The 13,930-nt window shown below is 73.4% G+C and carries 14 protein-coding genes; 4 read left to right on the plus strand and 10 right to left on the minus strand.

Features of this window, described 5'->3' with window-relative positions; all coding sequences use genetic code 11:
• Positions 1–88 precede the first annotated feature (88 nt).
• Positions 89–1,147, plus strand: coding sequence for a helix-turn-helix domain-containing protein (locus ACIO9K_RS05015; protein WP_363627860.1), 1,059 nt, complete (start codon positions 89–91; stop codon positions 1,145–1,147).
• Positions 1,148–1,194: 47 nt separating this feature from the next.
• On the opposite strand, the gene ACIO9K_RS05020 is transcribed toward ACIO9K_RS05015, so the two are convergent.
• The 8 genes from ACIO9K_RS05020 to ACIO9K_RS05055 form a co-directional block, all read right to left on the minus strand.
• Positions 1,195–1,968, minus strand: coding sequence for a MerR family transcriptional regulator (locus tag ACIO9K_RS05020; protein ID WP_400327157.1), 774 nt, complete (start codon positions 1,966–1,968; stop codon positions 1,195–1,197).
• A 136-nt stretch (positions 1,969–2,104) separates the two neighbouring features.
• Entirely contained in the window at positions 2,105–3,331 is a 1,227-nt protein-coding gene (locus ACIO9K_RS05025; RefSeq protein ID WP_400327159.1) for a hypothetical protein, read from the minus strand.
• A 170-nt stretch (positions 3,332–3,501) separates the two neighbouring features.
• On the minus strand, positions 3,502–4,719 hold the full coding sequence (locus ACIO9K_RS05030; protein WP_400327161.1) for an LPXTG cell wall anchor domain-containing protein: 1,218 nt from the start codon (positions 4,717–4,719) through the stop codon (positions 3,502–3,504).
• Positions 4,720–5,208: 489 nt separating this feature from the next.
• On the minus strand, positions 5,209–5,787 hold the full coding sequence (locus ACIO9K_RS05035) for an NAD(P)H-dependent oxidoreductase (RefSeq protein ID WP_363619472.1): 579 nt from the start codon (positions 5,785–5,787) through the stop codon (positions 5,209–5,211).
• Between the two features lie 98 nt (positions 5,788–5,885).
• Positions 5,886–6,770 carry an NAD(P)-dependent oxidoreductase gene (locus ACIO9K_RS05040; RefSeq protein ID WP_400327163.1) on the minus strand — a complete coding sequence of 295 codons (885 nt, stop codon included), beginning with the start codon at positions 6,768–6,770 and terminating at the stop codon, positions 5,886–5,888.
• 91 nt (positions 6,771–6,861) lie between these two features.
• Positions 6,862–7,275 carry a hypothetical protein gene (locus ACIO9K_RS05045; RefSeq protein WP_363579795.1) on the minus strand — a complete coding sequence of 138 codons (414 nt, stop codon included), beginning with the start codon at positions 7,273–7,275 and terminating at the stop codon, positions 6,862–6,864.
• Between the two features lie 43 nt (positions 7,276–7,318).
• The gene (locus ACIO9K_RS05050) at positions 7,319–7,735 is read right to left on the minus strand and encodes a PPOX class F420-dependent oxidoreductase (RefSeq protein WP_107453052.1); all 417 of its coding nucleotides are present in this window, start codon (positions 7,733–7,735) and stop codon (positions 7,319–7,321) included.
• Between the two features lie 71 nt (positions 7,736–7,806).
• Positions 7,807–8,370, minus strand: a complete 564-nt coding sequence (locus ACIO9K_RS05055) for a heme-binding protein (RefSeq protein WP_400327166.1) — start codon at positions 8,368–8,370, stop codon at positions 7,807–7,809.
• Between the two features lie 133 nt (positions 8,371–8,503).
• On the opposite strand from ACIO9K_RS05055, the gene ACIO9K_RS05060 reads away from it, so the two are divergent.
• Both ACIO9K_RS05060 and ACIO9K_RS05065 read left to right on the plus strand, forming a co-directional pair.
• Positions 8,504–9,961 carry a sensor histidine kinase gene (locus ACIO9K_RS05060; protein WP_400327504.1) on the plus strand — a complete coding sequence of 486 codons (1,458 nt, stop codon included), beginning with the start codon at positions 8,504–8,506 and terminating at the stop codon, positions 9,959–9,961.
• Positions 9,958–10,602, plus strand: a complete 645-nt coding sequence (locus ACIO9K_RS05065) for a response regulator (RefSeq protein WP_400327168.1) — start codon at positions 9,958–9,960, stop codon at positions 10,600–10,602. The genes ACIO9K_RS05060 and ACIO9K_RS05065 overlap by 4 nt, the downstream gene beginning before the upstream one ends.
• 629 nt (positions 10,603–11,231) lie before the next feature.
• Here the strand turns inward: ACIO9K_RS05065 and ACIO9K_RS05070 are convergent.
• Both ACIO9K_RS05070 and ACIO9K_RS05075 read right to left on the minus strand, forming a co-directional pair.
• Entirely contained in the window at positions 11,232–11,741 is a 510-nt protein-coding gene (locus tag ACIO9K_RS05070) for a hypothetical protein (protein ID WP_363619467.1), read from the minus strand.
• Positions 11,742–11,855: 114 nt separating this feature from the next.
• A complete protein-coding gene (locus tag ACIO9K_RS05075) occupies positions 11,856–12,335 on the minus strand; it encodes a tail fiber domain-containing protein (RefSeq protein ID WP_400327170.1) in 480 nt (159 codons plus the stop codon).
• 485 nt (positions 12,336–12,820) lie between these two features.
• Here ACIO9K_RS05075 and ACIO9K_RS05080 point away from each other — a divergent pair, with 485 nt between their 5' ends.
• On the plus strand, positions 12,821–13,906 hold the full coding sequence (locus tag ACIO9K_RS05080; protein WP_400327506.1) for a sensor histidine kinase: 1,086 nt from the start codon (positions 12,821–12,823) through the stop codon (positions 13,904–13,906).
• Positions 13,907–13,930 lie beyond the last annotated feature (24 nt).

A 13,930-nucleotide genomic window follows, 5' to 3' on the forward strand; every position in this document is an offset into this window, starting at 1 on the left:
AGGTTGCAGGTGGATCCGAGGAAGATTCCCGGCCGGCCGGAACGGCTACACTCACCGCCATCCCGCCACCCGGCAGCAGGGGGTCCGCATGACCGAGCAGCACGTCGAGGGCCCGGTCGGCACCGGGCCGGGCCCGGTGCCCGTCGTCATCGGCCCCCGCCCGGAACCGGTGCACCACGTCGCGGTGTACGCCTTCGCGGGCATGGCGCCGTTCGAACTCGGCGTGGTGGTGGAGGTGTTCGGACTGGCCCGGCCCGAACTGGGCGGCCTGCTGGCAGCGCCCTGGTACGGGCTGAAGGTGTGCGCCGACCGGCCCGGGACGGCGCTGGACGCGGTGGGCGGGTTCGCGCTGACCGCCCGGCACGGGCTGGACGAACTGGCCTCGGCCGACACGGTGGTGGTCCCCGGGGTGCCGAACGCGTTCGGCGGCGCGGTCTCCCCCGGGCTGGTCGCCGCGCTGCGGACGGCGCACGAGCGCGGCGCCCGGATCGTCTCGATCTGCTCGGGCGCCTTCGCGCTGGCCGCCGCCGGACTGCTCGACGGGCGGGAGGCGACCACCCACTGGCGGTACGCCGACCTGCTCCAGCAGCGCCACCCGGACGTGCGGGTCAACCCGGACGTGCTGTACGTCGACAACGGGAACGTGCTCACCAGCGCGGGCAGCGCCGCCGGGATCGACCTCTGCCTGCACCTGGTCCGCCGCGACCACGGCGCCAAGGTGGCCAACAGCGTGGCCCGCCGGTTCGTGGTGGCGCCGCACCGGGACGGCGGGCAGGCCCAGTTCATCGAGGCCGCCGTCCGCCCGGTCGAGGAGGAGGACGACGGGGTCGCCCGCAGCATGCAGTGGGCGATGGGCCACCTGGCGTCCCCGCTGACCATCTCGCTGCTGGCCCGCGCCGCCCGGATGTCGGACCGCTCGTACCTGCGGCACTTCACGGCCCGCAACGGCACCAGCCCGATGCGCTGGGTCGTCACCCAGCGCATCGCGGCCAGCCTGCCGTTGCTGGAGTCACCGGAGGGGACGGTGGAGGAGATCGCGGCGGCGGTCGGCTTCGAGAGCGCCGCGACCTTCCGCCACCACTTCGGCCGGGTGATGCGCACCTCCCCGACCGCCTACCGGCGCTCCTTCGGGCGCGGGGTCGCGTAGCCCGCGGCCACGTGGCCCGGCATCCGGCATCCGGCATCCGGCGGCGACTATGCCTTCTCGTGCCGGTCCGCGTTGGCGAGGATGGCGTCGTGCAGCCACTGCGCCAGGCCCGGGGCGAGGTTCTCGTAGGTGGTGGTCCACCTCGGGTCCGAGACGTACAGCCCGGCCAGGCCGCGGTGGATGGTGAACGTGCAGTCGTAGAAGTTCTGGCAGATGTGCTGCCGGTGCGCCTCGGCGAGTTCCGTGGCGGCGGCGCCGTCGGCGGGTTCGCCGGCGGTGAGCGCCTCGACCAGGCGGGTGTTGAGGTCGGCCATCTCCGCCTGGATCCGCTGCCAGTCGGCCTTGTCGTAGCCGCCGGTGCGGCGCTGCGACTCGGCCCAGGCCGCGGTGTCGCCCCAGCGCTGTTCGGCCTCCTGCTCCCACTCCTCCTGGTAGCCCTCGCCGAAGATCTCGAACTTCTCCTCCGGGCTCAGCTGAATGCCCATTCTTCGTGCCTCCATGGCGTGTTCGACGGCTGTGGCGAGGTCCTGGAGGTGCCTGATCCGGTCGGTCAGCAGTCGGTGCTGCCGACGGAGGTGCTCGCTCGGACTGACCGAGTCGTCGTCCAGGATCGCCGCGATCCCTTCCAGGGGGAACCCGAGTTCGCGGTAGAAGAGGATCTGCTGCAACCGGTCGAGGTCGGCGTCCTGGTAGCGGCGGTAGCCGGTCCGGGTGCGGCCCGCGGGGGACAACAGGCCGATCTCGTCGTAGTGGTGCAGGGTGCGGACGGTCACCTTGGCGATCTTGGCCACGGCTCCGACCGAGTAGCCCTCGCTGCTCATCCGGGTTCTCCCTTCGTGCTGACCACCAGCCTCCGCTCTCACGCCGCGTGAGGGTCAAGCCGTCCTCGGGAGAGAGGGCCCCGGTCAGGCTCGGGCTCCGGGGCCGGTGCCGGTGCCGGTCAGGCTCCGGTGCCGGTCAGGCTCCGGTGCCGGTCAGGACGCGCTCGCGCCGCCGGGAGGAACGGCGCCGCCCCTCGCCGTCCGCCGGGGACCGCGGGCGGCGCGTCTGCTGGGTGGGCCAGAACAGCACGTACGCGGCGGAGACCACCACGAAGGCCAGCCGGACGAAGCCGCGGGCCGCGTCGGACGGGATGAACAGCGTCCCGCCGTACAGCGCGGCCAGCGCTATCCAGCTCCACCACGGGACGAGCCGCTTCTGCCCGACCGCGTCCCAGAGCAGGGTGCCGAGCAGGATCGAGGCCGTGTAGTAGGTGTAGACGCTCGGATCGAGCAGGATCCGGGCGTCCGCGCCGAGCAGCACCACGGCCGGCCAGCGGCCGCGCCAGACCGCGATGGTGCCGAGGCCGAGTCCGAGGGCGAACTGGGTCGGACGGTCCCACCAGGGGGTGGCCGGGTCGGTCACCCCGAACCAGCGCAGTGCGGAGGCCGGCTGGTTGGGGATGGTGAACTTGGCGGCGGCCAGGGTGTCCAGATTGCCCAGGTAGAACGGCAGCCAGGCGATCGCCACCAGTCCGACGAACCAGATCGCGCTGCGTAGCCAGGCGGGCCTGGGCAGCGCCAGGATCAGCGGGGCGAAGGCGATCGCCCAGGGCTTGGAGTCCACCGCCAGCGCCAGGTAGACACCGACCATGGTGGGTTTGCCGCGGGCCAGGGCGTGCGCGGCGAGGGTGGTGAAGAACAGCGCCAGGACGTCGTCCAGGTGCGCGAAGCGGACCGAGACCTCGACCCACATCGGGATGAACGCCAGTCCGGCGATCAGCAGACGCTGCTGGAGCCGGCGGTGGTTGGTGCCGGTGCCCAGGTAGTACAGGGCGGCGGTACGACCGATCAGGACCAGCATCACCAGGCCGAGCCCGGACATCGCCGCCTCGGCGATCAGCTGGCCGGTGTGGGCCGAGAACGGGGCCGTGAGCCGGGCCACGGCCAGGCTGACCGGGCCGATCTGCAGCTCCGGGTGGTGGGCGTAGAGCGCCAGCCCGCCGTCCGGGTGGTCGCTGAAGAGCAGCTGCTCACCCTGGCGCAGGTAGTGCCAGGAGAAGCCGCCGCTGGGCTCGACCAGGAAGAACCAGAGCACCGTCCAGGCCACCAGCAGAACGTGGTGTCTGCGCAGCGGCAGCCCCGCGATCCGCCCGGTCGCCGACTCGTAGTCGGTGGCCGTCCGTGCCGTGCGTGATCCCCGCACCTGTCCCTCTCCCCGCCGGTTCCGCCCCCCTCCGGCCGGACATCCTATGTGACGGAGGTGTCCCGCCCGCGCCGCCCGGAGGTCCGTCGAACGGACGGCCGGGCGGCTCGGGCGGTTGTCAGACGGGTACCGCCTCGGTGTAACGGCTGGAGCGTGCCTTGCGGCCGCGGTCAGCCCTGCTGGGCCGACTTGCGGCGGCGCAGCACCACGAGGGTGCCGACACCGGCGAGCAGCACGGCGCCGCCGGCCACGGCGATGGCGGTGGTGTCGTCACCGCCACCGGTCTGGGCCAGGGCCTTGTCCCCGTTGTCGGCGGCGGCCTTGGCCTTGGTGACGGCGGCCGGGGTGAGCGGCGGCGGAGTGAGGGTCGGGACGGCCACCGGGAAGTCGATCGGGCCGGCGGTGTCGCCGTTGCCGTCGGCCGGGGCCGGGGCGGAGGTCGACGCGGAGGCGGAGCCGGACGGCTCGCCCGTGGTCGGGGTGGTCGGGGTGGTCGGCGGGACCGACGGCGACGGCGTGGTCGGCTCGGCGCTCGGGGTGGCCGAGGTGGAGGGGGTGGCCGTGGCGGAGGGGGTGGCCGTGGCGGAGGTGGAGGCGGTCGGCGACGTGCTCGCGGTCGCCGAGTGGGAGGCCGTCGGCGAGGTGGAGGCGGTCGGCGAGTGGGAGGCCGTCGGCGAGGTGCTCGCGGTCGGGCTGGGCTTGCCGGTGTGGCTCGGGCTGATGGTCGGGCTCGGCTTGCCGCCGCCGCCCGCCTTGATCACGAAGCCCGCGCCGCGGACGCCGTCACAGCTGAGGTGGCCCCCGTCGACCGGCGCGTGGGTCTCGTCGTCGAGCTCGGCGGAGAACACCACCGGGACGACGCCGGCCCGGCCGAGCGGCGCCTCCGAGGTGAAGGAGACCCGGACCTTGATCGAGAAGCTCTTGCCGCGGTTCACGACGAGCAGGTCGTCGTCGGTGGGGTTGCCGTCCTGGCCGAGGGCACCGAGCAGGGTGAGGACGGACTTGTCCTTGTCCTCACCGCCGTCGGCGGCGACCGAACCGGTCTGCCACTGGCCGCCGGGCAGCTGGTACTGGACCTTGAGGTCCTTCGCCTTGAGCGAGCCCGCCTTGTTCTTGAACTTGAGCAGCGGGAGGAAGAGGAAGTCGTGCTTCGTCGAGTTGTCGATCTTGAAGGTGAAGTCGCGGGCGTCGCCGCCGGCGATGAAGGTGCCGGGCACGCCGTTCACCGAGAGGTCGAGGCTCCGGTGGGAGGCCTTGCCGGCCGCCTGGGCGGCGGCGGACGGGGAACCGGTGGTGCCGACGGCCATGGCGCCCTGGGCGCCGGACAGCACGAGCGAGGACGCGAGCGCGGCGACACCGGCAAGGGCAAGACTGCGACGTATGGACAAGGGAGACCTCACGGAAGAGTCCGGGCGAGGCCCGGGGCGCGGCGGGGCGGGCGGCCGTGGACGCCTCTGACCCCTCGCGAAGCTTGAAAGTCCGACGGAGATTACCGAAGGATCCGGCCACTCCGGAAGGCGGGTGTCACGCTGGGGACCGCTCACGGGACGGGAGTGCCCGAATCGCCCAATTCCGTCCCTTGGTAAGGCTTTTGCGCTTTACAGAAAGATGATCGGAGAGTGACGGGTACACGCCTGGGGGACCGTATCGCACCACCTCGCGTGGCGTGAAGCGATCGGTCGTGTGAACGTCCGGCGAATGCCCGGGTGAATGTCCTGTGAGGGTCGGCGCGAACGCCTTGCGCGCGCCGGTGCGAACGCCCTGCGGACGTCCACGCGAGCGCCCACGTCAACGTCCGCGTGAGCGCCCGCGTGCACATCCGTGCGAACGCCCGCGTCAACGTCCGCGTGAGCGCCCGCCGGAACGGGTGCGCGGGCTCAGCCCGCGAAGAAGGACTTGGCCGCGATCAGCGCCCGCTCGTCGCGCAGCACGTCCCCGGGGCGGGTGCCGTTGCCGAGCAGCGCGCCGCCCCAGCGCATCCCCATGTACTCGGCCGTCAGCCGGAGCGTGCCGATCAGCGGTTCGGCCTTGTCGTCCTCGGTGGCGAGGGCGGTGACGCCCCAGATGGTGCCGCCGCGCATCCGGGCGCGGAAGTCCGCCCCTGGCTGCCGGAGCCAGGACGACCAGTGGTCGAGGTAGAGCTTCGCGCTGGTCGGCAGCGAGTACCAGTACAGCGGTGCGACGAAGACCAGGTCGGTGGCCGCCAACGTGGCGTCCAGCAAGGTCCGTTCGTGACCGACCGGCTCGGGGTAGCGGCCGCCTTCGACGTGCCGCAGGTCCTCGAAGGGCGGCAGCGGGTGCTCGCTCAGCCGCAGCCAGCGCTGCTCCGACCCGGCCGGCAGGCCCGCCTCGGCGGCCAGCCGGGCGAGTTGCTCGGAGTTGCCGCCGGCCCGCGCACTGGCGTTGAGGAACAGAAAGGTGCGCGGCGCCTCGGCGCCCGTCGGCTGGTCAGCCATCGGAACTCCCCCGGTCGGTGGTGCGGATGGAAGTGCGAGCACCCCCCGCGCCCCGGTTGTTCCACGTCCGGCGCCCGGGAGTTCGCCCGGGAGTTCGCTCAGGCGGGCAGGCCGGCCCGGCGCCGGGCGACGGCCGCGACGGCCGCCCAGTCCTTGTCCGCGTCACCGTGGGCCAGCGCGTCCAGGAAGGCGTCCCGCAGGATGCCGCCGAACGGGAGCGGGACGTTCCGCGCGGCCCCGGCCTCCAGGGCCAGGCCGACGTCCTTGAGGCCCAGCGGCAGCCTGAACCCGGCCGGCTCGTAGCGGCGTTCGGCCACCATCGCGCCGTAGCCGGAGTAGACCGGCCCCGGGAACAGCGTGCCGGCGAACATCTCGACCAGGTCGGTCGGCCGGACGCCGTGGGCCTCGGCCAGGCTGCACGCCTCGGCCATCGACTCGATCGCGCAGGCCAGCAGGAAGTTGGTGCTGATCTTGGCGGTGTTGGCCTGTCGCGGGCTCGCACCGAAGTGCCAGGTGCGCTCCCCCATCGCGGCGAACAGCGGCTCCGCGCGGGCCAGCAGCTCCGGCGCGCCGGCGGTCAGGATGTTCAACCGGCCGGCCGCCGCGACCGGCGGACGGCCGAGGACCGGGGCGGCCAGGTAGCCGATGCCGTGCTCGGCGTGCAGTGCCTCGGCGCGCTCGGCGAGTCCGACGGAGATGCTGGCCATGTTGACGTGCAGGGTCGTCGCGGCGCCCGCGAGCAGGACGGGGTCGAGCAGCAGCCGTTCGACCGCCTCGTCGTTGGCGAGCATGGAGATCACGGTGTCGGCGGCGTACACCTCGGCGAGCGTGCCCGCCGCCTCGGCGCCCTCGGCCACCAGGGCGGCCACCGGCTCGGGCGAGCGGTTCCAGACCCGGACGGCGTGGCCGGCCCGCAGCAGGCTGCCGGCCATGCCCCGCCCCATCGCACCCAGCCCCACGAAGCCGATCGTCGCCCCGGCCATCACGCACTCCCGTCACCGTCACCGTCACTGTCACCGCACCTGCGGATGACTGTACGTCAGGAGACGGTGGCCTCCTGCGTACTGGACGGACTCACGCGCAGGCGCGCTCCGGCAACCGGACGCGGCCGCGCTCCAGTTCGGTGACCACCCGGCGGCTCAGCAGCTCGTACTGGGCCTGGAGCCGGCCGGGGCGGGCCGGGCGGGCGACCGGACGGCCGGGGCCGACCAGTTCGTCCGGTCCGAACTGCTCGCGGGTGAGGTCGATCTCGATGCCGGTGGCGAAGCGGTTCCACCAGTGCAGATCCGTCCGGACCCCGCCGACGTGCACCTCGCCCATCATCAGCTCGCCGCCGAGCAGGTCGTGCACCACCATCGCCGTCACCCCGCACTGGCCGCGGGCGGGATTGTCGGGACGCCAGTGGGCCAGATCCTCGGGCGCACAGGTGTCGACACCCCAGGAGGAGCGGATCGCACGTTCGATGTCGTTGAGGGTCCACGCCGTCATACCGGGAAGCCTGCCATGCACCACTGACAGCGGCACCGGCTTTTCAGAGGGCCACCCCGTGTTCTGCGGAGACCTTCTCGATCTTCACCCGAACGAGCAGTTCCCCCGGCACGCCGTTCCGGGCCCCGTACTGCTCCGCGACGTCCTCCCCCATGTACCGGGCGGCGATCCGGGTGGCCCAGGCGCGCACCTCGGCCAGGTCCTCGCTCAGCCGGGCGGTGCCCTGCACGAGGACGTACGCGAAGGGCGGCCGATCGTCGTCCACGCAGATCATCACCCGGCCGTCGCGGGCCAGGGTGCGGCCCTTGACGGTGCCCGCACCGGTGTTGAAGACGAGCTCGTCGCCGTCCAGCAGGAACCAGACCGGCGCGACGTGCGGGCGGCCGTCGGCCCGGGTGGTGGCGAGCTTGGCGGTGCGAGTGCCCTCGGAGAGGAACGCCCGCCACTGGTCATCGGTCATCGTCGGCATACCGCCCATCCTGGCCGGTCGGCCCGCCCCGCGCATCAGGGGACGGGCAACCGGCCAGGGGGTCACTTCGCCAGTGCGGCGACACCCGCCTGCGCGAACTGCTCGTCCAGGTCGCCGCTCGGCGCGCCCGCGACACCGATCGCCGCGACCGGGGCGCCCTTGGACTGCACCGGGGCGCCGCCGGCCAGGAACAGCGTGCCCGGGATGTCCTTGAGCGTCGGGGCCTGGGCCAGTCGCTTGGTCAGCTCCGAGGTCGGTGCGTTCCAGGAGACCGCCGTGAACGCCTTGCGCTGCGCCGACTCCGGAGACTGCGGGCCGGCACCGTCGCCCTTGAGCAGCACCCGGGTGACACCGTCCCGGTCGACGACCGCGACCGAGACGTGCTGGCCGGCCTTGGCCGCCGCGTCCAGGGTGGCCTGGGCGGCGCGGGTCGCGGCGTCGAGGGTCAGGCCGGTGCTCTGGGCGAGGTTCTTGTTCTGGGTGTCGACCTTCACCGCGGCCGGGGTCCCGGAGGTCTCGGCGCTGGCCGAGACGGCGCCCGCGGTGGCGGCGAGCGCGGCGGCGGCGAGCGCGGCGGCGGCGAGGGTGCCGGTCAGCACCCGGGTGCGCACGGAGATCTTCTTCATGGTCCAGCTCCTCAGCGGATCGGCGAACGGGATCGGGGCCGCCGGGCGGCAGGGGTCCGCCCGGCTCCACCCCGATCCTCCGGCCGGGGCGGGGCCCGCCACATCGACGCTCCGGCGCGACCGCGCGGGCATGATGGAGGACAACCCCGTCAACCGATCGGCTGATGCGGGACCGGGCCGACCGGGCCACCATCGAGGGATCGGTGCAGGTCGGTGCGCCGGGCGCACCGGGCGCACCGGGCACGTGGTCGAGGCGGCCGGTGCCCGTCCGGGTGCCGACCGCCCACCGAGGCGCCCAGGTGCCGATCGCCCGTCCAGCCAGGAGCCACCCGTGCAGCAGCCCCGCCCCGCCGCCGGTCACGACGCCGGCGACCCGGACGCGGGCCGCCTGGCGGTGCTGCTCGACTCCGCCTTCCTGCTGCTGCTCGCCGCCTCGCTCAGCCGCTACCTCACCCACCATCCCGGCAACCCCCGGATCCCCTGGGTGATCGGGCTCAGCATCGCCCTCGCCCTCGCCCAACTGGCCGGCTCCTGGCTCGCGCACCGCCACCCGCCACCGCCACCGCCACCAGCGCCCGCGCCCGGGGCTGAAGCCGCGCCCGGCGACCGGGTTCCGCGTCGGCGTCGGTGGCCGCTGGCCCTGGTGGTCGCGCTCTGGGTGGTGCTGGTGCTGCTCGCGCCGAGCTTCGCCTGGTGCGCCGTCCCGCTGGTCTACACCGCGCTGCGCACGCTCCCCGCGCGGGCGGCGATCCCGCTCGTGGCGGCCCTGACGCTGCTGGTGGTGATCGCCGAGCTCCGGCTGGCCGGCGGGGCGGACGCCACGCTCGTCCTGCTGCCGTTCGCGGTGGCCGCGCTCGCCACCGGCGTGTTCCTCTTCATGGACCGGCAGGACGCCCGGCAGCGCGCCCTGATCACCGACCTGGTCCGCACCCGGCGCGAACTCGCCGCCACCGAACGGCGGGAGGGCACCCACGCGGAGCGCGAGCGGCTCGCCATGGAGATCCACGACACCCTGGCCCAGGGGCTGTCCAGCCAGCAGATGCTGTTGCAGGCCGCCGAGCGCACCTGGGACACCGAGCCGACGACCGCCCGCACCCACGTCCGGACCGCCGCCGAGGTGGCGGCCCGCAACCTGGCCGAGGCCCGCCGCTTCGTCCACGACCTCGCACCGGCCGAACTCGCCGACGGCCGCCCGCTCGACCAGGCGCTGCGCGCGCTCGCCGGACGGGAGGCCGCCGAGAGCGGTCTGCCGGTCCGCTTCCACCTGGACGGCACGCCCGTCCCGCTGCCCGCCGCCGCGCAGTCCGCGCTGCTGCGGATCGCCCAGGGCGCGCTGGCCAACGTCCGGGAGCACGCCGGTGCGTCGGCCGCGGCGATCACCCTGTCCTACCTCGGCGACCAGGCCGTCCTGGACGTCGCCGACGACGGGCGGGGCTTCGACCCGGGCGCGGTCGGGGCGGCCGGCGGCCGCGGGTACGGGCTGCCCGCGATGCGCGCCCGGCTGCGGCAGTTCGGTGGCACGCTGACCGTGGAGAGCACCCCCGGCGAGGGCACCGTCGTCTCCGCCGCGATCCCCCTGGAGCACCGATGAGCGAACGAACCGGACCCGCCCCCGTCCGGCTGCTGGTCTGCGACGACCACGCGGTGGTCCGGGCCGGCCTGCTGGCGCTGCTCGCCAGCGCGGGCGACATCGAGGTGGTCGGCGAGGCGAGCACCGGGGAGGAGGCGGTCGCGCTGGCCGCCGGGCTGGCGCCGCAGGTGGTGCTGATGGACCTCCAACTCGGCGACGGCATCGACGGGGTGGAGGCCACCCGGCGGATCACCGCCGAACCGGGCGGCCCGCACGTGCTCGTGCTCACCACCTACGACACCGACGCCGACATCACCCGGGCGATCGCCGCGGGCGCCACCGGCTACCTGCTGAAGGCCGAGCGGCCGGAGGAGTTGTTCGCCGCCGTGCACGCCGCCGCACGGGGCCGTACGGTGCTCTCGCCGCCGGTCGCCTCCCGGGTGATGGCGCAGATGCGGGCGCCCGCACCGCAGCTCACCGAGCGCGAGCAGGACATCCTCGCGCAGCTGGGGCAGGGGCTGGGCAACCGGGAGATCGCCCGGGCGCTGTTCATCAGCGAGGCCACCGTGAAGACCCATCTCGGCCGGATCTACGACAAGTTGGGGGTGGACACCCGGTCCGGCGCGGTGGCCGTGGCCAAGGAGCGCCGACTGCTGCGCTGACGGGCCCTCACGCATGGCCGGCCCGGCCCGCCGGTGAACTCACTCCGCATCAGCCTGCCAGAGCACCACCGGACGCATCCGCTGCGCTCAGCGCTCGCGCGGTGTCACTGCGTGCTGCCATGATGCTCGGAATGTCGGATTCCAGCGCGGCCCGCCGCACGGCCCGCCGCCCGTACCGGAGCCCGTCGCGCGCCCGCCGAAGGGTCCCCGGGCGTCCTGCCGGGCCTCAATCCGCTGGTCCAGCGCCTAGCGGGACCTTACGGACCGACCATCACGTTTGTGGATTTTTCGTGGATCCCGCTATTGACAAACCAACCACGCGGTTTGTTAGCGTGATACCAACGACGTCCCCGGGGGTGGGGGCTCGCCGGGGCCTGTGCGGACCGCTCTCGCCGGAGGGTGCTGCCAGGGGGGAACGGCGGGGCTGCCGGGGAGTCGGGGGGAGCGGCAGCGCGAAGCCGCGCGACGAGGCGGTGCGGAGCGAGTCCGGGGGGACTCGCTCCGCGCCTCCCCTGCGTCCACGAACCTCTGCCGCCCCCAGCGCCTTCCGGTTCTTCCGGTTCCCCGGCTCTTCCGGTTCTTCCGGTTCTTCCGGTTCCCCGGTTCTTCCGCAGCCGGACAGGGCCTGGCTAGCCCATCGCGCTCCAGTACGGGCAGCACACGTTCGGCAGCGGTGCCGGGCCGCGACCGCCGGCGCCCTGCAGTGACGGCAGCCGCTCCGAGCGGGCCACGCCGGGCGAGCTCGCGGTCAGTCCAGCCTCGCCCAACTCACCGAATGTCAGAGCCAGTCGATAACCGTCCAGAGTGGCGGCGGCGACTCCGGGGCGGCTCCGGCCGGCGTTCAGCGAAGTGATCGTCCAGCCTCGCCGCCGCCAGTGCCGCTCGACCGCGTCCACCAGTGCCGCCCGCCGGACCGCCGAGACGATGGTGAGGATGTCCCGCCCCCGGGTGACGTACCAGCGCAGGTCCGGGTCCCGGCCCGGCAACGGCAGCCGCGCGCCCGCTCTGGGCGCCGCACCCTGCCAGACCGGCGCCGGCCGGACGGCGTCCAGGGTGTCCTGCAGCAGTGTCTCGCAGCGCTCGGCCGCTTCGAGCTGATCGACCGCCGACGTCGGGCCGAGCCACCGGGCGGGCGGCACGACCGGCACCCCGCCTCGGCTTCCACCCGGGAATCCGACGTTCAGTTCGGCACCACCTGGCTGCACTGGTCCCCTCCACGCTCCTCCCGGCGTTCAGACCGGGCCGGGATTCCGTCACTGCTTGGACGGTGGACGTGGACGGACAGTTCCGCCTCTTACCGTTCCCACACCCTCTTCCGCACTCCTCTCGCACGCCCCTCCCGCACGCCTCTCCCGCGCCCCCGCGTCCCCCGCATCTCCCGCATCCCGCAGTTCGCTCAGGCGCCGGACCTCGGTGGTGAGTTCGTCGATGCGCCGGTTCAGGGCCTGGATGCAGACCAGGGCGATGCCGTTGGCGTCGACGACGGGGATCACGCGGGTGTTCTCATGGTGGAAGTCGAAGGAGGCGTGCCAGTCCTGGGCCATCGGTCCGATGTGCCGCACCTGCTCGGGCTCCCACAGGTAGCGCCAGGTGCTGATGGGCAGGGCGACGACCGTCTCCAGCACCTGATGGCCGTTGACCGCCCCGGCCGGGGCGACCGCGGCGGTGTCAGCGGTCTCGGTGCGCTCCGGGGCGGTCCGAGCCGCCTTCCCGGAGCGTCGGAACAGACCCATGCTCAGCGGCTCCAGTCGATCGGGACGCCCATCCCACCCGAGCGCCCCGCCCGCCCACGTCCGACAATCGGGACATAGGGGACCTCGCCGCCACGCTTCCCCCCATCGAGTGAAGCCCCCGCCCGGACCCGCATTCGACCGCCGCACCACCTGTACGAGCCGCCGTCCGGTCCGTCGAGAGCCGATCATCGCGAAACCCAGGGCGAGTTGGCAGGAGCAACTGGCGGTGGACCTCGGATTCGCAGGCCGGGGCCGGATGTTAACGGCGGGTTTCCGACGGGAACTATGCTCACGGTCGGAAGTACGGGGGGCCTTGAGGTGAACGACGGGCCTCCCGTGCGCCCATGGCGGGTCAAGTCGCTTTTCGGGAGCTCTCATTGGGTCACGGCGCGTACCGACGGGGCGGCGATCGCTACTCGGAGTCGTCGGGCGAACGGCTCACCCCGAGGGATCCCCCGTCCCGCCTCACCAAGGCCATCGTGATCATGGTGACCCTCGGGTTCTTCACCGCCTCGGTCGTGGCCACCATCCGCAACCGCGACGGCCTCCCGTACCAACTCGCCGCCGTCACGGTCCTCTTGGTTCTGCTCGGCTTCCAGATCCTGCACGCCGGCCCGTGGCGCCACAGGCGGCCGTGGTGGCCGTGGAGCCTGCTCGCCCACGGAGTGATCACCTACCTGCCGTTCCTGGTCTTCGACGGAGCGTGGGTCGGCATCCCCGGGTCGTTCGCCGGATCGATGCTGCTGACCGTCGCCGCGCCCAGATCCTGGATCCTCTTCACCCTGCTGGTGGCGGGCCAGTACCCGATCTACGCGGCGCTGGGCGACAACGCCGGGCAGTGCCTCAACGCGAGCGTCTCCACGGCCGCGGGCGGAATCGTCGTCTACGGCGTTGCCCGACTGGCCGACATGACCGCGGAGTTGCGGGCGGCCCGCACCGAGCTGGCGGAGCGCGCCGTGGACCAGGAAAGGCTGCGCTTCTCACGGGACCTGCACGACCTGCTCGGCTACAGCCTCTCCGTAGCGGCGCTGAAGTGCCAGATCGCCGAGCGGACCGTACTGGAGGACCCGCGGCGCGCCCGGGCGGAGATCTCCGAGGTGCTGGCGATGGTGAGGCAGGCGATGTCCGACACCCGTTGGATCTCCAGCGGCGATCTCCAGATGTCATTGGCGCGGGAAACCCGCTTCGCCGCCTCGGCGTTGCGGGCGGCCGGCATCAGTGTGGAGGTCGACCTGGCCTACGGCGCCCTGCCGCCCGAGCACGACGCCGTACTGGCGACGGTGGCGCGGGAGGCCGTCACCAACCTGCTGCGGCACAGCGTGGCACGGCGCTGCGAGATCCGGGCTGTCAGGGGCGAACTCGGCGATGTGAGCCTGGTGGTGTCCAACGACGGCGTCCTGGCGGAGGGCGTCTCGGCGGAGCCGGGCGGCGGCCAGGGCATCGACAACCTCACGGAGCGGTTGCTCGCCGTCGGGGGACGGCTGACCGCGGAGGAGGGCGAGACCGGCTGGTTCCACCTCTCGGCGGTCATCGCGGCCCCGCAGAGCAGGACGACGTCCAGGGCCGGCTGACCGTGCGGTCGTGGCCGCGCGGCG

The sequence above is a fragment of the Kitasatospora sp. NPDC087271 genome (assembly GCF_044744605.1).
Taxonomy (GTDB): domain Bacteria; phylum Actinomycetota; class Actinomycetes; order Streptomycetales; family Streptomycetaceae; genus Kitasatospora.